The organism is Bacteroidota bacterium (assembly GCA_018266835.1).
Taxonomy (GTDB): Bacteria; Bacteroidota; Ignavibacteria; order Tepidaquicellales; family Tepidaquicellaceae; genus JAFDZO01.
The window spans coordinates 323,292-343,031 of the sequence record JAFDZP010000004.1 but is presented as its reverse complement, the minus strand read 5'-3'; the positions used below and the strand labels follow the sequence as shown (position 1 = coordinate 343,031).

Genomic DNA, 19,740 nt, shown 5'->3' with positions numbered 1-19,740 from the left:
ATTATGTCAATGTAAATTTTGTTGTTAAAGAATCTTTAATTTTTTGTAAAATTTTAAGAATTCTTATGCGATTATATTTACTGCCTATGACATTTTAACCAAATATTATTGATTATTTCCGTTAAAGTCAATTTATATATAACGCACTAAATTTACGTCTCTTAAAATAAATTTACTGCGTGTTTTGTTATTTGTAAAAATTTACAATCTTAGAGAAAATTTCTTTAGCCATCTTGACGGCACTTTCTTCTGTCTTTCCGGCTATATGATTCGTGAGGGTGGTATTGCTGTAACTGAAAAACTCAGTATTTGGCGAGGGTTCATTGCTGAATACATCTAAACAAACATAACGCAGCTCATTTCTTTTTAGTTTCCTTAATAAAGCTTTTTCATCTATCACACTACCGCGGGAAGTATTTATAAATATAGAATCCCTTCTTATCTTATCAAATTTTTGTTGATCTATGAAGTGATAATTTTTTTCACTCAGTGGAATATGCACTGTAATGATATCGCAATTCTCTAATATAAAATTTAAATTTTTAAATTCTACATGGGGGTATTTTGTAATAACCTTTCTATCTGTATCATTTGCATATACTTTCATTCCGAATGCTTTGCACAATTTACCTACGTAACTTCCTACATGACCGTAACCGATTATTCCTATTTTTTTATTTAGCAGTTCATTTCTCCTGTAGTCATAGGTAAGAAATTTATTTTCGCGTACCAGTTTATCACTCAGCAGAATATTTTTCATCGCAGTTAAAATCAATCCCATCGTATGCTCAGCAGCAGATATTGCATTCCCCTTCTCGATATTCATCACAGTAATTTTCTTTTTCTTCGCAGCAGTTACATCAATATTATCAAATCCTTTTGAACATGTGGCAATAATTTTGAAATTACATTTTGATATAAATTTTTTATCAATGGTTCTTACACTTCTTATTACTAGCGCATCGAAGTCAGAGTATTTTTTTAATATACTTTCATTGGTAATTCCAAAGTCAGTAACTACTTCAAATTTATTTTTATTAAATAAATTTATTGAGTCAAGATTTATTTTATCTACTATTACTACTTTTATTTTTTCCTTCAATTTCTGCATGATGAAAAATAGAAAAATTAATATTTTATTAAGAGCGAAAAATAAACCACAGATATATTCATTTAAGCGCAAAGGACGCAAAGCATTCGCAAAGTGCGCAAATATATTAAAAATAATCTTACAATTTCTTTGCGATCTTCGCGTGAAACTTTGCGCTTCTTTGCGTTTAAACTTTGCGTGCGCAAAACAAAAAAGGCGGCATCAATAAATGATACCGCCTTTCATTTTTAAAAATTAAATTTAAATCTCTGCTTCTGTTTAGTCTCTTGGTTTTTCCAGAGCTTCGCTTATCAGCATTGTGATTTCATTCTTTCCTTCTCCGCTAATGATAGAGAAAGGAATGTAATCTCTGCAGAGGTCTTCGTTCTTTACTATCTTAGATGCTCTGTAAATCTGCTTCTGCATTTTGTTTGCAGAAATTTTATCGGACTTTGTCAGAATGATTGCGAAAGGAATTTCGTAATATTCCAACCAGCTTACCATAAGCTCATCAAGATAAGTTGGCTCGTGCCTTGAGTCAATCAGTACAAAAACCATTTTCACATTCTGTCTCTCGCTGATATAATCTTCAACAAGCTTTCTCCATCCTGCTCTTATCTGTTCCGGAACTTTAGCGTAACCGTAACCGGGTAAATCCACTAAATAAAATTTTTCATTTATCAAAAAATAATTCAATTGGCGTGTCTTGCCGGGGACTGAACCTATTTTTGCAAGTTTCTTTTTATTGCAAATCTTATTTACTAAGGACGATTTACCTACGTTAGATCTTCCGACAAAAACAAATTCAGAGAGTACGGATTTCGGGAGAGTCCGTAAGTCGTAAATACTGTTTATAAATTCAGCGGAAGTAATTTTCATATTTTTGTTTTCTTTCTATAAAAAAAAATCCCTAACTTTTAAAAAAATCTTTTGAGAATTCAATATTAAAAGTTAAGGAAAATTTTTATGGTTTTCAGATTTAGTTTTAGAAATCAGATTTTCATCCGGGGACTAAAAACATCCGAACAACGTAATTATTATTACAAAGAGCTTTAGACTTTTTGTTTGCTTTGAACTTTATTTGCTACTTTCTTTTCCTTAGGAGCTTTCTTTTCTGTCTTAGGAGCTTTAGGTGCTGCTGACTTCTTTGCCTTTGGTTTCTTCTCTTCTTTTGTTTCTGCAGGAGCTTCATCTTTTGCTGATGTCTTTCCGCCTTTTTTCTCTTCCTTAGCTGCTAAGTGTTCTTTCTGAATAGATACTACATCAAAATCTACAAACTCGATGATTGCAGTTTCACCGCCGTCACCCGGTCTTGTTCCTGTTTTAAGAACTCTTGTATATCCGCCGTTTCTTTCAGCAACTTTAGCTGCTATTTCACCGAACAGAATTGTAATTGATTCCTGATCTTTAAGGAATGCTTTTGCAACCCTTCTTAAGTGAACGCCTTTTTCCTGATTAGCATCAACAAATGCCAATGCTCTTTTTGCTTTTGTTACAAGCGGCTCAATAACGGTTCTGAGTTCTTTTGCTTTAGCAAGAGTTGTATGAATTCTTTTATGCTTTATAAGTGAGCAGGATAAATTAGCTAGCGTGGCTCTTCTGTGGCTTGCTGTTCTTCCTAATTTTCTTCCTTTTACGCCGTGTTTCATATTATCAATTAAAATTTTCTGTTGTTAAAAATTATTTTTTTTCTTCTTTGATGTATTTATCTACATCCATTCCGAATTTAATTCCATATCCGAATCCTTCAACTAATTCACCAAGCTCTGCTAAAGATTTTCTTCCGAAGTTTCTGTAGTGCAGCATTTCGGATTCATCTTTTCTTACTAAGTCATGAATGTATCTGATATTAGCTGAACGTAAGCAGTTCTGTGAACGTACAGATAAATCTAACTCATCTACAGGTGTTAATAATATTTTTTTGATAACTTCGAATTCTTCATCCTTCTCTTCTTTCTTCACAATCTCTTTTACTTCTATCTTCGGGTTCAGGTTTGAAACCATTGTAAGTAAGTCCTGCAATATTCTTGCAGCTGAAGTTAAAGCTTCTTCAGGATTGATTGAACCGTCTGTATTAATATCAAGAACTAATTTTTCGAAATCTGTTATCTTTCCTACTCTTGTATTTTCTACAAGGAAGGTAACATTGTTCACAGGTGAAAATAATGAATCAGTTGCAATAAAGCCTAACGGCAATGATGCATTTTTATTTTCATCTGATGGAACGTATCCGATTCCCTGACCGATTCTCAATTCTATATCAAGGTTTGCATCTTTGTTTAAAGTTGCAATGTGCTTCTCAGGATTAAGAATTTTGAAATCTGCAGTATGATTTTGAATATCTTTTGCTGTGAACGTATAAGGTCCTTTCAGCTTGAATTCAATCTTGTTTGATTTACCTGTTAAATCTTTAAAACGAATTTCTTTAAGGTTTAAGATAATCTCAGAAAGATCTTCAATTACTCCTTTGATAGTCGTAAATTCGTGCTGCGCGTCATTAATTCTGATAGCAATAATGGCTGTTCCGTGCAAGGAGGATAGAAGCACTCTTCTCAATGAATTTCCGAGAGTAACTCCATAGCCTCTTTCTAGCGGCTGGATAAAGAATCTGCCGTAAGTATCGCTGAAAGATGCTTCGTCTTTGTTGATATGCTCCGGCATTTGAATATAACTATTGCTCATGTATGTTATAGGTATTTAATTTTTATTTTGAATACAACTCGACAATCAACTGCTCGTTGCCTATGAACTGTACTTCGCTTCTTTCAGGAACCTTTAAGAAAGTACCTGACATATTTGCTTTATCTAAAGATAACCATTCCGGCATGAGCGTATCTTTCATTCTCTTCATTGCATCATGAATCATTTCCATCTTTCTGCTCTTCTCTCTAACCTGAATAACGTCACCTGCTTTCAGCAAATACGAAGGGATGTTCACCATCTTTCCGTTAATTGTGAAATGCTTATGTGAGATAAGCTGTCTTGCTGATTTTCTTGAAGGAGCAACACCGAGTCTGTAAAGAGTATTGTCAAATCTTCTTTCAAGAAGTTTAACAAGGTTATCGCCCTTAACACCCTTTTGTCTCGCAGCTTCAGCAAAGTAAGTTCTGAATTGTTTTTCAAGAACTCCATAAGTCTTACGGACTTTCTGTTTTTCTCTTAACTGAACAGCGTAATCAGAAAGTTTGAACTTTTTGGTTGCGCCATGCTGTCCCGGAGGATAGTTTCTTATTTCGATTGGACATTTGTCACTAAAGCACTTTGTTCCTTTTAAGAACAGTTTTTGTCTTTCTCTACGACAAAGCTTACAACTTGCGTCAGTATATCTTGCCATTTATAAAATGATTTTTTGTATATATTATTATTAAAAAATTATAGTCTTTCTTGTATATCTCTTAAACTCTTCTTCTTATACACGTCTTCTCTTCGGAGGTCTGCAACCGTTGTGCGGAAGCGGAGTAATGTCTTTGATATAAGTCACTTCAAGACCTGCAGTGTTAAGCGAACGTACTGCTGCATCTCTTCCTGAGCCTACGCCTTTTATCAATACTTCAACTTTTCTCAAGCCTGCATCATAAGCTGTTTTAGCAGCTGAATCGGCTGTAACCTGAGCGGCGAATGGTGTGTTCTTCTTAGAACCTTTGAATCCCATTTTGCCTGATGAAGCCCATGAAATTGTGTGGCCTGCCATATCGGTAAGCGTTACAATAACATTATTGAATGTTGCCTGAATGTGCGCAACACCATGTGCATCAACGTGAACTTTCTTCTTTGCTTTTTTAAAATTCTTAGCCAAAATTATTTTTTGTTTATAAAGTTTATAAAGTAATTAGGTAAAGATTATTTCTTAGCTGCGGCTTTCTTTTTACCTGCGACAGTTTTTCTCTTACCTTTTCTTGTTCTTGCATTTGTTTTGGTTCTTTGACCTCTTACAGGAAGACCTCTTCTGTGTCTTTTTCCTCTGAAGGTTCCGATATCCATCAATCTCTTTATGTTCTGCTGTACTTCTGAACGAAGAGCGCCTTCAAGCTTTACAGTTGAAATGATTGCTCTGATCTGATTTACTTCATCATCGGTAAGTGAAGAAACTTTTTTGTTTTCATCAATACCTGCTTCTTTCAGAATTTGCTTTGAATAAGAATTACCTATTCCATAGATGGATTGTAATCCGATAAGGATTCTTTTGTTCTTAGGTAAATCTACACCGGCTAATCTTGCCAAATCTATTACTCCTTTGGTTTAAAAATTTTATTGTTTACCCTTGTCTTTGTTTGTGCTTAGGGTTTGTGCAAATAACACGTACAACGCCTTTTCGCTTTATGATTTTGCACTTGTCACACATTTTTTTTACTGAACTTCGTACTTTCATAATGGTTATTATTTATATCTGTAAGTTATTCTGCCTTTGGTTAAATCGTACGGAGAGAGCTCGACAGTAACTTTGTCTCCCTGTAGAATTCTTATGTAATTCATTCTCATCTTACCGGAAATATGTGCAAGTATTTCGTGACCGTTCTCAAGCTTTACCTTGAATGCGGTGTTCGGAAGAATTTCCGTTATTACTCCATCAACTTTTATCGCGTCTTGTTTTGACATTTTTTTATATAAGGATTTTAATTAATCCCATTGTGTTAAAATTTCTGCTTTACCTTTTCTTACTGCAATCGTATGCTCAAAGTGAGCTGAAGGCTGACCGTCTCGTGTTGCAATTGTCCAGGCATCCTTCTTTACAAAAACTTCAAAGCTGCCGTAATTTACCATGGGTTCAATTGCCAGAACCATTCCTTCTACTAATCTTACCTTGTTATCAGGGTTATAATAATTAGGGACTGAAGGGTCTTCATGTAAATTTCTTCCTATTCCGTGGCCAACCAATTCTCTTACTACTCCATAACCGTTTCCTTCAACGTAGTTCTGAATTGCAACGGAAATGTCGTTCACAAAATTTCCTTCTACAGCTTGTTCGATACCTTTAAAGAGCGACTCTTTTGTTACCTTAAGAAGTTTTTTTATCTTCGGGCTAACCTCGCCGACTTCATATGTATAAGCCGAATCTCCGTGGTAACCGTTTTTCTTACTGCCTAAATCTACTGAAATTATATCACCGTTCTTCAAAACTCTGTCACCTGGTATTCCGTGTACTACTTCATCGTTCACCGAGATGCATGCGCTTCCCGGAAATCTTTTCCCTTTAACCATATATCCCTTAAATGCCGGATACGCTGCCTGGGAAATTATAAACTCTTCTATTTTTATATCAAGCTCTCTTGTTGTAACACCTTCAACTATGAACGGCTTTATTAATCTGAAGGTATTTGAAATAACATCGCAAGCTTCACGGATAAGATCTATTTCTTTCTCCGTCTTTATCAAAGACATATTCTCTTAGTATCTTCTGGCTTTTAATTTGCCGGTTTTCATAAATCCGTCATAATGTCTCATTAATAAATGAGATTCAATCTGCTGTAATGTATCAAGCGCAACACCAACGATAATCAACAAGCTTGTTCCACCGTAAAATGAAGCTAAGCCCTGGTCTAATCCTACTTTGTATAATAATGTCGGGATGATAGCAATGATTGCTAAGAAAATTGAACCCGGCAGTGTAATTTTTGTTAAAATGTTATCAATGTAATCCGAGGTTGGTTTACCCGGTCTTACACCAGGGATAAATCCGCCCTGCTTCTTCATATTATCAGATACGTCTTTCGGATTGAAAGCAATAGCTGTATAGAAATATGTGAAGAAAATAATTAATAAAGCATAAATTCCTGAATATGTCCAAGCTGTGTGATCAAAGTATTTTCCTAAGTTCTGCATTGCTTCATTGTTCGGGAAGAACGATAAGAATGTATTAGGAACGAACATGATTGACTGCGCGAAGATAATCGGCATAACACCTGCCTGATTCACTTTCATTGGAATATACTGTGTAACTCCGCCGAAAACTTTTCGCCCGACAACTCTCTTTGCGTACTGCACAGGAATCTTTCTTGTAGCAACCGTGACTGCAATTACACCCATGATTATCAACACAAATCCTGCTATATATAACAACTCAACTAATATGTTTTTAGTGCCTGAAGCAACTAAACCGATTTCATTAAACAATGCGTAAGGGAATCTGTCGATAATACCGACGAAGATAATAAGTGAAATACCGTTTCCGATACCGCGCTCAGTTATCTGCTCACCAAGCCACATCATAAATACAGTACCTGCAGTTAAAAGAATAACAGTAGACATAGTGAATATAAACGGAGTTATATCCGGACTTATAATTGACTTATCGCCTACGTGTCTGCTTGCAAGCTGAACCGATACTCCCCATGCCTGAAGCATAGCTACAGGAATAGTTCCGATTCTTGTTAACTGATTTATTTTCTTTCTTCCGTCTTCACCTTCTTTTTGTAACTTCTGGAAGTAAGGGAAAACTGCTCCAAGGAGCTGAATGATAATCGATGCGCTGATGTAAGGCATAATACCTAAAGCAAAGATAGCAGCCTTATTGAAAGCGCCGCCCACAAACATATCATAAAGTGCGAATAATGTATTATCTGATTGGTTCTTTGATGCTTCCGTTAAGGCAGCAACATCGATACCCGGAAGAGTAATGTGAGCGCCGATTCTGACCACTATTAAAATACCAATAGTAAAAAGAATGCGGGTTCTTAACTCTTCGATTTTAAATATATTTCTTATATTCTCGACAAATCCGCTCATACTGTTATTGCTTTGCCTCCGTCTTTACAGTATTCTTTTCTGATTCAATCACAATAGCTTTACCGCCATTCTTTTCAATTTTTTCAATAGCTGATTTACTGAAGGAATTAGCAGTGATTTCAATTTTTGCTTTCAACTCTCCGTTGCCTAAAACCTTTAGCGGCTTATTTCTTCCGCTGATAACTCTGTTTTCTAACAATAAAGCAAGGTCAATTTTATCGTAAGAGAAGTTACCCTTATCGATATGTTTTTGTAATTCACCTAAATTTATTGTTAAGTATTCAGTTCTGTTATGGTTTTTAAAACCTCTTTTAGGAACTCTTCTTAATAAAGGCATCTGTCCGCCTTCGAACCAATCTCTGTGCTTTGCACCGGCTCTTGACATTTGACCTTTATGACCTCTTGTTGAGGTGCCACCGTGACCTGAACCTTGTCCTCGTCCGACTCTTTTTTTGTTTTTTCTTGAACCTTCAGCGTATTTTAAGTTACTTAGAATATCCATTAATCTTGCGAATTTATTATGATGATTGAAATTTTCGAGAAATATTTACTAAACTATATAAAATCAAAAAAATTCCTCCGTGATTCTTCATCACAGAGGAATTTTATAAATCTAATTTTCTAAATATTAGAAGTGTACGTTTAAGATCACACTCATAATACCTGTACCAAAGCCTGTTGTAGAAGGACCTTTTGTAATTACTGAAGTTCCTGCTCCACCATTAGCATATGGTGTTACTGTTGTTTCCGGAGCGCCTGTTGTGTTGAAAGATAATGTATACTTTCCACCTAAAGACATACCAGGTGTGAAGTACCAGTCAAAACCAACGTTAACACCAGCGCCGAATGTCAATGTAGAGAACTTTCTTTGGAAAGCTGCACCTTGACCTGCTGTTCTGTCATCTGTTGTGCTTCTTGATCCAACATTAACGTTTAAGCCAATGTATGGAGCAACGCTGTACATAGATTTCATGTGATAATCAAAATCTACTGAACCACCGAAGTTAGTTGCAGAAGTTTTTGTTGTATCGTTTGTTGTTGAACTGGAAGTTCCAAAACCAACACCGAATGTTAAAGACCAGTCGTTGCTTACGAAATATCTGAAGCCAACGCCACCCATTCTTACTCCATCAGCTGTACCGGCATAAACCTGGCCAAGATCTGATTGGAATGGTGTGTATGTGAACTGCCATGACTTTGAACCTTTCCATACTTCTGGTTTGGTTCCGTCCCATCCTTTGTTAGCTTGACCGAATGTGGTTGAAGCTACAAAGAACAATGCTACAAATAGTAAAGAAATTTTTTTAAAAGTTGACATTTTTTCTCCTTTCGATTTTTACTCCCTGCTTTGACACAAGGAATATTACTTCTTAAATAATAGTCCGTCAACGGTGGACTACACTCGTATTATTTCACCTCTTCTACTCTAACAAGATGGTTTACTTTTGTAAGCATACCTCTTATTTGGGGTGTATCATTTTTAATGACTGTTCTGTTTATTTTTCCAAGACCTAACGCTTCCATCGTTCTCTTCTGATTCTCTATTCTGTCTATCGTGCTTTTTATCTGTGTTATTTTTAATGTCGACATCGCTGTGTAATTTTTACGTTTTAGTTAGCAAAAAGTTCGCTTAATGTAATTCCTCTTAAGTTCGCAACTGCCTTTGCATCCTTCAATGAAATGAGTGCATTCATAGTAGCTTTTACTACGTTGTGAGGATTTGATGAGCCCTGAAGCTTTGTCAAAACATCCTGTATTCCGGCTGATTCCAATACTGCTCTTACACCACCGCCGGCGATAATTCCTGTACCGGGTGCTGCTGGTTTAAGAAGCACTTTTGCTGCGCCGTATTTACCAATGATATCATGAGGAATTGTGCCTCTGCTTACCGGAACCTGTACTACGTTCTTTCTTGCATCTTCAACACTCTTCTTGATAGAATCTGTTACTTCGTTTGCTTTTCCAAGACCGATACCAACTGTGCCTTTACCGTCACCAACTACTGTTACAGCAGAAAAACTGAATCTTCTTCCGCCTTTTACTACTTTCGCAACTCTTCCGATGTTAACTAACTTTTCTTTTAGTTCGGATTCACCTGCTTTGTATTGTTTTCTAGGTTTTGCCATTAAAAATTAAGTATTAAAAATTCTTTGTTCTTGTTATCGTTTGTTCTCAGGGGAGGAGTCGAACCTCCACATGCGCCTCCAAAGGGCGTTGTCCTGCCATTAGACGACCCGAGAGGAAAAAAAGGCTAATTCTAAATAATCCTTTAAAAATACAAAAATTAATTAAAAAATTAAACCCCCTTCGCGGGCTCCATCGGCAAATGCTTTCACTCTTCCGTGATACAAATAGCCGTTTCTGTCAAAAACTACGTTAGAAATATTCTTTGATTTAGCTGCTTCTGCAAGCGCTTTTCCAACTTCTTTACTTTTACCAACTTTTCCTTTAACACCATCCAATTTTGCTGCAACATCTTTCGCTGTTGAAGAAATTGATGTGAGAGTGTTTCCTGTTAAATCATCGATTAACTGTGCTGAAACTCCGTTCAGGCTTCTGTAAACAACAAGTCTTGGTTTCTCGGCAGTGCCGGAAATCTTCTTTCTAATCTGGGCTTTTACCCTTGCTCTTCTTTTTTTTGCTGCTACTAAACTGTTCATATATATTAGTTATTAACTCTAAAATTTTAATTATTTAGATGCAGTTTTTCCTGCTTTTCTTCTTACAACTTCATCGCTGTACTTTATTCCTTTTCCTTTGTAAGGCTCCGGCTCTCTGAATGATCTTATCTTCGCTGCAACTTGTCCTACCATCTGTTTATCAACTCCTGATACAACTACAGATGTAGGTGTAGGAAGTTCTAGTTTAATTCCGGGAGGCGCATTGAATACTATCGGATGTGAATATCCGAGCATCATTACGAGTGTTTCTCCTTTTAACTCAGCTCTGTAACCGATACCGACTAAGTCAAGCTTTCTGTTGAAGCCTTCGGTTACGCCTGTTACCATGTTCTGCATCAAAGCTCTGTATAATCCGTGAAGAGCTCTGTTCTTTCCAACGTTATCTTTTCTTGTGAATGTAACTTCGTTGTTTTCTATTGCAACGGAAATATTGCTATCCATTTCCATTGAAAGATTTCCTTTTGGTCCGGAAACTTCCAATTTATTATCGGTATGGTTAATCTTAACTCCATTTAAGATTGTTACCGGTTTTTTTCCTATTCTGCTCATGTAAAAATTCTTTTTTTAAACTTTAAAGATTACCAGATTTCGCAAACTACTTCGCCGCCGACTTTCAATTCTCTTGCCTTCTTATCAGTCATTAAACCCTTTGATGTAGATATAATTGCTATACCTAAACCGTTTCTTACTCTTGGCAGATTTTCAGCGCTTACATATTTTCTGATGCCGGGTTTTGAGATTCTTCTCAAGCCCTGGATAACGCTTTCACCGTCAGCATATTTCAACTGAATAGTAAGCACGCTTCTGTTTGCTTCAGCTTCGCCTTCATTGTAATCTGTTATCAAGTAAGAATTCTTCAAAATATCTGAAATTGCTTTCTTGAATTTTGAAGCCGGGATTTCCACGGTTCTTTTTCTTGCTTTTATCGCGTTTCTTACTCTTGTTAGATAGTCTGCGATTGGGTCAGACATTGACATATTAATATCTCCTGTATACCTTACGAAAAATTTTTAAAATATAATAAACTACCAGCTTGCTTTTGTTACTCCGGGAATCTTCCCTTGAAGAGCCAGCTCTCTTAGTACTAATCTGGAAACGCCGAACTTTCTGTAGTAAGCTCTGCTTCTTCCTGTAACGTTGCATCTGCTATGAAGTCTTGTAGCGCTGCTGTCTCTCGGCAGTTTTGCTAAGGCTGCATAATCACCTTTTTCCTTAAGCTCTTTTCTCTTGGCTGCGTATTTCGCAACGATTTCCAGTCTTCTGTTTTGTTTTGCAATTAATGCTTTTCTTGCCATAAAAAAATATAATTAAACTTTATTGTTTAGCTGCTGTTTCTCTTTTTACAAACGGCATTCCTAACTGTTTCAATAATTCCAGTGCTTCTTCGTCTGTCTTTGCGCTTGTTACAAATGTAAGGTCCATACCTAATATTTTTGTAACGTTATCAACATTTATTTCAGGGAATATAACCTGTTCTTTAATACCTAATGTGTAGTTTCCTCTTCCGTCAAAGCTTTTATCGCCTAAGCCTTTGAAGTCTCTGATTCTCGGAACAGAAATGTTTATGAATCTGTCTAAGAATTCATACATTCTAGCATTTCTTAAAGTAGCTCTTACACCGATTGGCATGCCTTCTCTAAGCTTGAAGTTAGAAACTGATTTTCTTGCTTTAACTATTGAAGGTTTTTGTCCGATGATTGCTTCCATATCTTTAGCTGCAACATCGATTAACTTTGAATCACTTACTGCATCACCAACACCCATGTTCAAACAGATCTTTTCTAATCTCGGAGCCTGCATCTTATTTTTGTAACCAAACTTTTTAACAAGCTCAGGAATAACTTTTTCCTCGTAAGATTTTTTCATTCTTACAGGGACTTTTTCCTCAACAAAATTTGCATCAGCTTTATTTCCCTGATCACCGCCTTTTCCTTTTTTAGGAGCTGCGTCGTCTTTTTTTCTATCTTGTTTTGTCTTTGCCATTTTTTTAACTAATTAAAATTTCGCCTGATTTAACGCTTTTTCTCATTCTTCTTACTTTACCTGTCTTCTCATCCTTTATCAATTCTGTTCCTACTCTTGTTGTTTCACCCGACTTATCTAACAACATTACATTAGAAATATTTATCGGTGCTTCTCTTCTTACAATTCCGCCTTGAGGATTTTTTTGTGAAGCTTTTGTATGACGATGCATAATGTTTACACCTTCAACAATAACTCTTCCTTTTTCCCTGTTAATAAATAAAATCTTACCGGTCGTTCCGCGTCCATTGCCGGCAACAACCTTAACCATATCGTTTTTCTTTAACTTTGTCTTGAAAGCCATAATTTTTTGTTTTAAAATCTTTATTAGAATTACTTAAATCACTTCAGGGGCTAATGAAATAATTTTCATGAATGCCTTATCTCTGAGCTCTCTTGCAACAGGTCCGAAGATACGTGTACCTTTTGGCTCGTTGTTGGCATTGATAAGTACTGCTGCATTTTCATCGAACTTAATGAATGAACCGTCTTGTCTTCTTGTTTCTTTTGCTGTTCTTACTATTACAGCTCTGGAAACTTCGCCCTTTTTTACAGTACCGCCCGGTATAGCTGATTTAACGGATACAACGACTATATCGCCTACTCCGGCATATCTTCTGTCGGAACCGCCAAGTACTCTGATGCATCTTACACTTTTCGCTCCGGAATTATCGGCAACAACTAAATTTGATTCTTCTTGTATCATTGTATTAAGGTATTAAGTAGTAAATTTTCGTGTTAAATTTTTTCAGTTAAAAACCTATTTCACTTTTTCGACTATTTCAACAAGTCTCCATCTCTTCGATTTGCTCAAAGGTCTGGTTTCCATTATTTTCACTGTATCGCCAATAGAGCATTCGTTCTTTTCATCATGAGCAGCAAACTTTGTTGTCTTCTTAAAGAACTTTTTGTATATCGGATGCTTCACTTTAATCTCAAATGCAACGGTAATTGTCTTATCGGCTTTATTGCTTGTTACTTTACCGATACGTGTCTTTCTTGAACCTCTTTTAGATGCAGTTACCTCTGCTGAGTTTTTGACTTCTTCGCTCATATTCTATTATTTCTTCTTTTTGTTGTTAATGTTTAATTCTTTCTCTCTTAAAAGAGTTTTTACTTTGGCAATTGTCTTTTTTGCATTAGCCACTGCCTTGTAATTTTCAAGCTGTCCTGTTGCATGCTGGAATCTGTAATTCTCAAGCGCATCTACATTATTCTTCAAAGTAATCTGTAAATCCTTCTCCGATAATTCTCTTAACTGAAATGTTTTCATTGTGATTATTATTAAACTTTTAGTCTATTCTTGTTACAAATTTTGTTTTGCTCGGTAATTTATGAGCTGCAAGTCTTAATGCCTCTTCAGCAATTGTTCTTGATACGCCGCCAATCTCAAACATTATCTTTCCGGGCTGAACTACTGCTACCCAGAATTCTGGAGCACCTTTACCCTTACCCATACGTGTTTCTGCGGGTTTCTTTGTTACAGGTTTATCCGGAAATATTCTTATCCATACTTTTCCGTCTCTTTTCATGTGTCTTGTCATTGCAATTCTCGCTGCTTCTATCTGTCTGTCAGTAATCCAGATTGCTTCCATGCTCTTCAAACCGAATTCGCCAAATGCAACCTGATTGCCTCTGCCTGCCATACCGCGTCTGTTCCCTCTGTGCGCTTTTCTAAACTTAACTCTTTTTGGCATTAACATATAAAAAATCTCCTGTGGTTATATTGTAATTATTCTATTGTTGTTGTATAAAGTAAAAATTAGATCTGTTGGTTCTTTGTAAGCTTCTCGCCTTTGCAAATCCATACTTTCACACCGATAGCACCGTAAATTGTATGTGAAGTCACTGAAGCGTAATCAATATCAGCTCTGAGAGTCTGAAGAGGAATTCTACCCTCTTTGTACTGCTCGCTTCTTGCGATTTCAGCGCCGCCTAAACGTCCGCCGCACATAACTTTAATACCTTCAGCGCCCATTCTCATAGTAGAAGTGATTGCGCCTTTCATAGCTCTTCTGAAAGAAACTCTGTTTGCAAGCTGCTGAGCAATATTCTCTGCAACAAGCACTGCGCTAAGCTCAGGCTTCTTAATTTCAACAACGTTAATCTTTACCTCTTTGTTGGTAACTTTCTTAACTTCACTTTCAAGCTGGGTTATTTCCTTACCGCTTTTGCCGATAACGAATCCCGGACGTGATGTGTGGATGTTAAGAGTTATTTTTTTCAGGGTTCTCTCAATCATTATGTTGGCAATACCTGCCTTTTCAAGTCTCTTCTTAAGATAGTTACGGATAACTGAATCTTCCTTTAACTTGGCAGCAAAGGTGCCTTTTTCATCATACCAGTTTGAATCCCAGGTATTGATAACTCCAAGCCTAAATCCAACGGGGTGTGTCTTCTGACCCAAATTTACTCCTAAAAATTAATTTTTTAAAATAACTAAACCTTTTTTTCTGGTTCCTACGCTTCTGCGTGAGGACCTTTTCGTTGCGACGCTTCGTCCCGATAAATCGGGATTTTCAACATCTCAACGAGAACGTGAAAAAATCAACGCCCTCTTTTAACAACTATAAAACTATTTGTAAAACTTTTTTCTCTGTAATTATTTTTAATGTCACTGTGAACGCGGATGAGACGGTCCAATTAACATTAATGGTTATTTTGTAACTTCTTCAACTACTAATGTGAGATGAGCAGATCTTTTCTGGATTCTGTACGCTCTTCCCTGAGGAGCAGGTAAAACTCTTTTCATTCTCGGTCCTTCATTCACAAACGCTTCCTTTACAACAACTTCATTCTTGCTTAATCTTCCTGTATCCATTTTATTTACTAAATTGGAGTAAGCTGAGTTCAATGTAGCGTTAACTACTACTGCAGCGTGCTTTGTGGAAAATTTTAAGATTGAGTTTGCTTCTTCAACATTCTTGCCTCTTACTAAATCAACAACTAATCTCATTTTTCTCGGTGATGAGCCGATATATCTTTTAATTGCTCTTGCTTCCATTATATTATCTGCCTCCCTTTTCGTCTTTTTTCTGGCCTGAGTGAGCTCTGAATGTTCTCGTGTGTGAGAATTCTCCAAGCTTGTGACCTACCATGTTTTCGGTTACATATACAGGAATGAACTTATTTCCGTTATGCACTGCGAAAGTATGACCTACGAAATCCGGCGAGATTGTGCATGACCTTGCCCAGGTTTTTAGTACTTTCTTCTGATTGCCTTGATTCAATTTCTCAACTTTATCAGCGAGATTAAAATCAATAAACGGTCCTTTTTTGAGTGATCTTGACATTATCTAAAAAATTATAAAAATTACTTTCTTTTCTTAACGATGAATTTATTAGAAGGATTCTTCTTCTTTCTTGTTTTGTAGCCTTTTGCTGGTAATCCCCATGGAGATACAGGATGTCCGCCGCCTGAAGTTTTACCTTCACCGCCGCCCATCGGGTGATCTACCGGATTCATTGCAACACCTCTTACGTGTGGTCTTCTGCCTTTCCATCTGCTTCTGCCTGCTTTACCCCAGCTGATATTGAAATGCTCAGGATTGCTGACTGTGCCGATAGTGGCTTTACATTCGTTCTTTATTAATCTTACTTCGCCTGATGGCATCTTTACCTGTGTGTATGCTTCGTCTTTAGCTATGATTTGACCGGAAGTTCCTGCGCTTCTTGCGATTTGCGCGCCTTTTCCGGGCTTTAACTCGATGTTGTGGATAAATGAGCCCAAAGGAATGTTTACAACCGGCATTGTATTGCCCATTCTCGGGTCAGCATCTGCCGAACACTCTAATTTATCACCGACTTTTAAGCCGTCAGGTGAAATTATATAACATTTTGAGCCGTCTTCGTTCTTTATTAATGCTATTCTAGCTGTTCTGTTCGGGTCGTACTCGATAGACATAACTTCTGATGTTCCCTCAACGTTTCTCTTGAAATCGATGATACGGTACATTCTTTTGTGACCGCCGCCTCTGAATCTTGAAGTAACGCGTCCTAAATTGTTTCTTCCGCCCGATTTTTTCAAAGGAGCTAAAAGTGACTTCTCAGGAGTTGATTTCGTGATTTCGTCAAATGATGAAATACTGTAGTATCTCGTCGCCGGTGTTGTCGGTTTTAATTTACGTAGTGCCATTATAGTCGAAAATTATATCGTTTAAACTAATAAATTGATGCTTTTTTGGGCAAGCTACAAATTACGCATAATGCTTTAAAAAGTCAAGGTAAGGAGTTGTGGGGGAGGACGGAATTCCTACGTATTCTAATTTATTTGTTTTTACTTTGTTCTAATTCCGCCATAAATGCAGCCCAATTCATTCTTCGAGTTTCAAAAGTACCCACAAAATCAGCTATTTTTTTAATTGGAACTTTAGAAGTTAGTTTTTCTGCCAACCACATGACAGTGGACGATATTGAACTAAATACGCTTGCCTCTCTATGCTTGTTTAATAATATTTCATTTCTATAATTTTCAAATTCTATTTCTATTTTACTTACAATTTGATCGACTTCTTCAGTATTGTAATCATACTTAGAGTTAGAAACTTTATCTCTAAAGTCTCCCACATATTTGTTTTCCCTTAGTATATCTATTCTATTAAGAATGGGGCCTTCGATTCTGTGAATTTCTGGAATTCTTTTAATTAAAATTTTATGCGAGGTTTTTATCTCTATTTCATTATTATATCTCAACTGGACATTTGAAAAGCACTGGGTTGTGTACGAATTTGTAATTAATTCTATACTGTGGGAAGGATTTAACTGAATTAACTTCTCTTTTACTAACAAATCAATACCTACGTTAGATAATCTCCAACAATCTCCATATGCCTCAATTCCATTGGGGAATTTGATTGTGTGGCTATGATTATCAAAAGGATATTTACTTAAATCTAATCCAGTAATATTTGTTATGACTTCCCTTAGCGAGTTGTTAGAGTTGTAATTTATATTTAATAAATTTTCTGTTAATTGTGATTCAAAGGAAGTATTAAATGTAAAATAAGGTTGAATTTCTTTAATCTTATCACAAAAATCGCTCTCGTAGTTAAGAAATTTCACATAATTTTCTTTTCTCATAGAGTATGGACACAAAGCCTCATGAAAGAACCATATTTCATCATATAGTGTTGAAATACCTATTGGAGATTCTAAAACTGGGTTCCATTTCCACTCAGAATTTTTAAAAAGCTTTTTTTTATGATCGTAGAAATAACCGCTTGGTGAACTTAAGCCAACAAAAGCAATTCTCATCTGTTAAAATTTTATAATTTAATATTAATTTTAAAACTATTTTGTAATTTTTAAATCTATAGGAGTTTCTAAATACGGCACATTTGCAAGTTCACATTTTGATTGTAAATTTAAATCATTTGTAACAACTATAACTATTGAGTGTAAATAGTGCTTAATAATCTCCAATGTAGATGCCAAAAAAACATCGTCATCATTTTTTTGATCCAACCACATTAAAGTTTTATTGAAATCTGGTTCTGTAGCAATTCCAATTAAATCGATTTTATTTTTTACAAAAATAACTCCTTCTATTAATTTACCCCTTCTTCTGTATTCCTTAATCTTGTTTATAATTTTTGTAGCTTTGTCCCTTACTTCCTGTCGATTATGAGACATCTTATGCTTATCTAATTCCTTTAGTAAGGTTGGAACAAGTATTATTGTAAAATTTTTAAAAGCTTCAAATTTCCAATTCTCAATGTCTGGATTAATTAAAAAAGCATTTGTATCTGGAATTAATAGATAGCTTTTTGATTGAGCGCTTTCTAATGGAGTAAGTAATGATATTATGACGTTAAAATATTTTATTACAGATACTGCTGTCTCATCAATAGTTTTAAAATAAGTATTGTTACTCTGTGAAATAATTTCTAAAATTTGTTCATCAACTTCTTTAAATTCTCTAAGATAATTTTCAGGTAAGTCCTCAAATAGAAACAACAATAAATTTTTAAAGTTATTATATTCTTTGTAAATAATATTCTGAATCTTTATCCCTTCAGAATTTAATTTTTTCCATTTGTTCTCTGGTCCAAGATATATAAGAAAAGAGTTTGAATTAAAATGAATGTCTATTTGCGAATACTTAGTGAGTAAGTAACAAATTTCTTTGCTAAGTTCTTCAGATTTATTTAGTAAGCTTTTTATAAAAGATTCGATCATATTCAGTTTTTACTGTTTTTAAGTTCTTAAAAATCGTACTCTAATGTAGTTGCCTTTAAGAACAATTCAGACACGATTATCCCAGTTTACATTTACAGTTAGGGCAAACACTAGTATAGTCTTTCATAGTAGTACCCAAATAAATAAATAAAATTCCGATTAATACGGGAGTGAATATTAGACCTACTACTATCATTATTATTCCCGAGGTAGAAGTTTTACTCCAGCGTAAAGGAAAAACATTTTGCTTACAAAAGGGACATGTAATTTGACCTTGAGATAAGGTTGAATAGAGAGGATAAATATTTATCTGATAAAATTCTTTATCATGCTCAAAATAATATTTTGCAAGCTCATCAAAATATTGCCTGTTCGTATGATAATACTCTGCTAACTTCTGGGGAGTTGGCTTAATATCTGTTTCCATAATTTTATTTATTCCATAATTTGCCCTAAAATTTTATAAAAATAAATGGGAAAGAGGGGAAGAATGATACCGCCCCCTCAGTCCCCCTCCTTCAAAAAGGAGGGGGATGCCACACGCGAGCTACCGTAACCCCACCCTTAAGGGTGGGGTTAACACATGAACCTACTTATTCCCCTCTCCTTACGAAGGAGACTTGTCCAGATTTATCTGGAGGGGTTAGGGGTGAGGTATTTTAATGATACCGCCCCCTTCCCCCCTCCTCAAAAAGAGGAGGGGGCTTGATAAGAATGCTTACAAGAAATTTTTGTTTAACTTTATCCGATAAATGAAATAAAATGAAACGAAATGATACGAATTGAAACGGAATAAAATGAGAAAATTATATTGTGAGAAATTTATTTTTTCCCCAATCATTAACGGCTAATCCCCCCTCCTTCCCGCTAAAGCGGGACTTGATAACTGCTAGTTTTCTAAGGAGGGGGAAGAGCCTGTCCCGCACTTGTTGCGGGAGGGTGGTTAACAAAAAGACCTGACAGTCCGCCGTGTAGGATTTAATCCTGTCAGGTCTGTAACACTATCTCACTATTTGTAAACTAATTCCCTCCATGCTCAAGCCCTTA

Annotated in this window: 32 protein-coding genes and 1 tRNA gene; all 33 read right to left on the bottom strand. The window is 35.8% G+C overall.

From position 1 onward, the window contains the following. Positions 1–187: 187 nt before the first annotated feature. Entirely contained in the window at positions 188–1,102 is a 915-nt protein-coding gene (locus JST55_12710; protein ID MBS1494370.1) for a hypothetical protein, read from the bottom strand. Between the two features lie 267 nt (positions 1,103–1,369). Beyond that, positions 1,370–1,969 carry a YihA family ribosome biogenesis GTP-binding protein gene (locus tag JST55_12705; GenBank protein MBS1494369.1) on the bottom strand — a complete coding sequence of 200 codons (600 nt, stop codon included), beginning with the start codon at positions 1,967–1,969 and terminating at the stop codon, positions 1,370–1,372. Positions 1,970–2,142: 173 nt separating this feature from the next. Beyond that, the gene (rplQ, locus tag JST55_12700) at positions 2,143–2,739 is read right to left on the bottom strand and encodes a 50S ribosomal protein L17 (GenBank protein MBS1494368.1); all 597 of its coding nucleotides are present in this window, start codon (positions 2,737–2,739) and stop codon (positions 2,143–2,145) included. A 31-nt stretch (positions 2,740–2,770) separates the two neighbouring features. Then, positions 2,771–3,772, bottom strand: a complete 1,002-nt coding sequence (locus JST55_12695; protein ID MBS1494367.1) for a DNA-directed RNA polymerase subunit alpha — start codon at positions 3,770–3,772, stop codon at positions 2,771–2,773. Between the two features lie 22 nt (positions 3,773–3,794). Further along, positions 3,795–4,424, bottom strand: coding sequence for a 30S ribosomal protein S4 (gene rpsD / locus JST55_12690; GenBank protein ID MBS1494366.1), 630 nt, complete (start codon positions 4,422–4,424; stop codon positions 3,795–3,797). A gap of 75 nt (positions 4,425–4,499) precedes the next feature. Beyond that, positions 4,500–4,886, bottom strand: a complete 387-nt coding sequence (gene rpsK / locus JST55_12685; protein ID MBS1494365.1) for a 30S ribosomal protein S11 — start codon at positions 4,884–4,886, stop codon at positions 4,500–4,502. A gap of 44 nt (positions 4,887–4,930) precedes the next feature. Beyond that, positions 4,931–5,311: a 30S ribosomal protein S13 gene (rpsM, locus tag JST55_12680; GenBank protein ID MBS1494364.1), complete on the bottom strand. Its 381-nt coding sequence runs from the start codon at positions 5,309–5,311 to the stop codon at positions 4,931–4,933. A gap of 34 nt (positions 5,312–5,345) precedes the next feature. Continuing rightward, positions 5,346–5,459 carry a 50S ribosomal protein L36 gene (rpmJ, locus tag JST55_12675; GenBank protein MBS1494363.1) on the bottom strand — a complete coding sequence of 38 codons (114 nt, stop codon included), beginning with the start codon at positions 5,457–5,459 and terminating at the stop codon, positions 5,346–5,348. Between the two features lie 8 nt (positions 5,460–5,467). Further along, positions 5,468–5,686: a translation initiation factor IF-1 gene (infA, locus tag JST55_12670; protein ID MBS1494362.1), complete on the bottom strand. Its 219-nt coding sequence runs from the start codon at positions 5,684–5,686 to the stop codon at positions 5,468–5,470. A 21-nt stretch (positions 5,687–5,707) separates the two neighbouring features. After that, on the bottom strand, positions 5,708–6,469 hold the full coding sequence (gene map, locus JST55_12665; GenBank protein ID MBS1494361.1) for a type I methionyl aminopeptidase: 762 nt from the start codon (positions 6,467–6,469) through the stop codon (positions 5,708–5,710). A gap of 6 nt (positions 6,470–6,475) precedes the next feature. Further along, positions 6,476–7,813: a preprotein translocase subunit SecY gene (gene secY / locus JST55_12660; protein MBS1494360.1), complete on the bottom strand. Its 1,338-nt coding sequence runs from the start codon at positions 7,811–7,813 to the stop codon at positions 6,476–6,478. 4 nt (positions 7,814–7,817) lie between these two features. After that, positions 7,818–8,315, bottom strand: a complete 498-nt coding sequence (rplO, locus tag JST55_12655; GenBank protein MBS1494359.1) for a 50S ribosomal protein L15 — start codon at positions 8,313–8,315, stop codon at positions 7,818–7,820. Positions 8,316–8,441: 126 nt separating this feature from the next. Continuing rightward, positions 8,442–9,131, bottom strand: coding sequence for an outer membrane beta-barrel protein (locus JST55_12650; protein ID MBS1494358.1), 690 nt, complete (start codon positions 9,129–9,131; stop codon positions 8,442–8,444). An 89-nt stretch (positions 9,132–9,220) separates the two neighbouring features. Next, on the bottom strand, positions 9,221–9,403 hold the full coding sequence (gene rpmD, locus JST55_12645; GenBank protein ID MBS1494357.1) for a 50S ribosomal protein L30: 183 nt from the start codon (positions 9,401–9,403) through the stop codon (positions 9,221–9,223). Positions 9,404–9,423: 20 nt separating this feature from the next. Continuing rightward, on the bottom strand, positions 9,424–9,939 hold the full coding sequence (rpsE, locus tag JST55_12640) for a 30S ribosomal protein S5 (protein ID MBS1494356.1): 516 nt from the start codon (positions 9,937–9,939) through the stop codon (positions 9,424–9,426). A gap of 43 nt (positions 9,940–9,982) precedes the next feature. Further along, a tRNA-Gln gene (locus JST55_12635) sits at positions 9,983–10,053 on the bottom strand. Between the two features lie 48 nt (positions 10,054–10,101). After that, a complete protein-coding gene (locus JST55_12630) occupies positions 10,102–10,473 on the bottom strand; it encodes a 50S ribosomal protein L18 (GenBank protein ID MBS1494355.1) in 372 nt (123 codons plus the stop codon). 30 nt (positions 10,474–10,503) lie between these two features. Next, entirely contained in the window at positions 10,504–11,043 is a 540-nt protein-coding gene (gene rplF / locus JST55_12625) for a 50S ribosomal protein L6 (GenBank protein ID MBS1494354.1), read from the bottom strand. A 29-nt stretch (positions 11,044–11,072) separates the two neighbouring features. Continuing rightward, entirely contained in the window at positions 11,073–11,471 is a 399-nt protein-coding gene (gene rpsH / locus JST55_12620; protein ID MBS1494353.1) for a 30S ribosomal protein S8, read from the bottom strand. 48 nt (positions 11,472–11,519) lie between these two features. Then, entirely contained in the window at positions 11,520–11,789 is a 270-nt protein-coding gene (gene rpsN, locus JST55_12615) for a 30S ribosomal protein S14 (GenBank protein MBS1494352.1), read from the bottom strand. Positions 11,790–11,808: 19 nt separating this feature from the next. Next, on the bottom strand, positions 11,809–12,477 hold the full coding sequence (rplE, locus tag JST55_12610) for a 50S ribosomal protein L5 (protein ID MBS1494351.1): 669 nt from the start codon (positions 12,475–12,477) through the stop codon (positions 11,809–11,811). 4 nt (positions 12,478–12,481) lie between these two features. Continuing rightward, positions 12,482–12,820: a 50S ribosomal protein L24 gene (gene rplX / locus JST55_12605; protein ID MBS1494350.1), complete on the bottom strand. Its 339-nt coding sequence runs from the start codon at positions 12,818–12,820 to the stop codon at positions 12,482–12,484. A gap of 33 nt (positions 12,821–12,853) precedes the next feature. Further along, a complete protein-coding gene (gene rplN / locus JST55_12600) occupies positions 12,854–13,222 on the bottom strand; it encodes a 50S ribosomal protein L14 (GenBank protein MBS1494349.1) in 369 nt (122 codons plus the stop codon). A gap of 54 nt (positions 13,223–13,276) precedes the next feature. Next, entirely contained in the window at positions 13,277–13,570 is a 294-nt protein-coding gene (gene rpsQ, locus JST55_12595; protein ID MBS1494348.1) for a 30S ribosomal protein S17, read from the bottom strand. 6 nt (positions 13,571–13,576) lie between these two features. Then, positions 13,577–13,789 (bottom strand): 50S ribosomal protein L29, encoded by a 213-nt coding sequence (gene rpmC / locus JST55_12590; GenBank protein ID MBS1494347.1) that lies wholly within the window; start codon positions 13,787–13,789, stop codon positions 13,577–13,579. 19 nt (positions 13,790–13,808) lie between these two features. After that, positions 13,809–14,219, bottom strand: a complete 411-nt coding sequence (gene rplP / locus JST55_12585) for a 50S ribosomal protein L16 (protein MBS1494346.1) — start codon at positions 14,217–14,219, stop codon at positions 13,809–13,811. Between the two features lie 59 nt (positions 14,220–14,278). Beyond that, positions 14,279–14,923, bottom strand: a complete 645-nt coding sequence (gene rpsC / locus JST55_12580; protein MBS1494345.1) for a 30S ribosomal protein S3 — start codon at positions 14,921–14,923, stop codon at positions 14,279–14,281. A 249-nt stretch (positions 14,924–15,172) separates the two neighbouring features. Further along, positions 15,173–15,520, bottom strand: coding sequence for a 50S ribosomal protein L22 (rplV, locus tag JST55_12575; GenBank protein MBS1494344.1), 348 nt, complete (start codon positions 15,518–15,520; stop codon positions 15,173–15,175). Between the two features lie 4 nt (positions 15,521–15,524). After that, the gene (rpsS, locus tag JST55_12570; protein MBS1494343.1) at positions 15,525–15,809 is read right to left on the bottom strand and encodes a 30S ribosomal protein S19; all 285 of its coding nucleotides are present in this window, start codon (positions 15,807–15,809) and stop codon (positions 15,525–15,527) included. A gap of 20 nt (positions 15,810–15,829) precedes the next feature. After that, the gene (rplB, locus tag JST55_12565; GenBank protein ID MBS1494342.1) at positions 15,830–16,651 is read right to left on the bottom strand and encodes a 50S ribosomal protein L2; all 822 of its coding nucleotides are present in this window, start codon (positions 16,649–16,651) and stop codon (positions 15,830–15,832) included. 131 nt (positions 16,652–16,782) lie between these two features. Next, on the bottom strand, positions 16,783–17,769 hold the full coding sequence (locus JST55_12560) for a hypothetical protein (GenBank protein MBS1494341.1): 987 nt from the start codon (positions 17,767–17,769) through the stop codon (positions 16,783–16,785). A 36-nt stretch (positions 17,770–17,805) separates the two neighbouring features. After that, a complete protein-coding gene (locus tag JST55_12555; GenBank protein ID MBS1494340.1) occupies positions 17,806–18,693 on the bottom strand; it encodes a hypothetical protein in 888 nt (295 codons plus the stop codon). 76 nt (positions 18,694–18,769) lie between these two features. Further along, the gene (locus tag JST55_12550) at positions 18,770–19,120 is read right to left on the bottom strand and encodes an LITAF-like zinc ribbon domain-containing protein (protein ID MBS1494339.1); all 351 of its coding nucleotides are present in this window, start codon (positions 19,118–19,120) and stop codon (positions 18,770–18,772) included. Positions 19,121–19,740 lie beyond the last annotated feature (620 nt).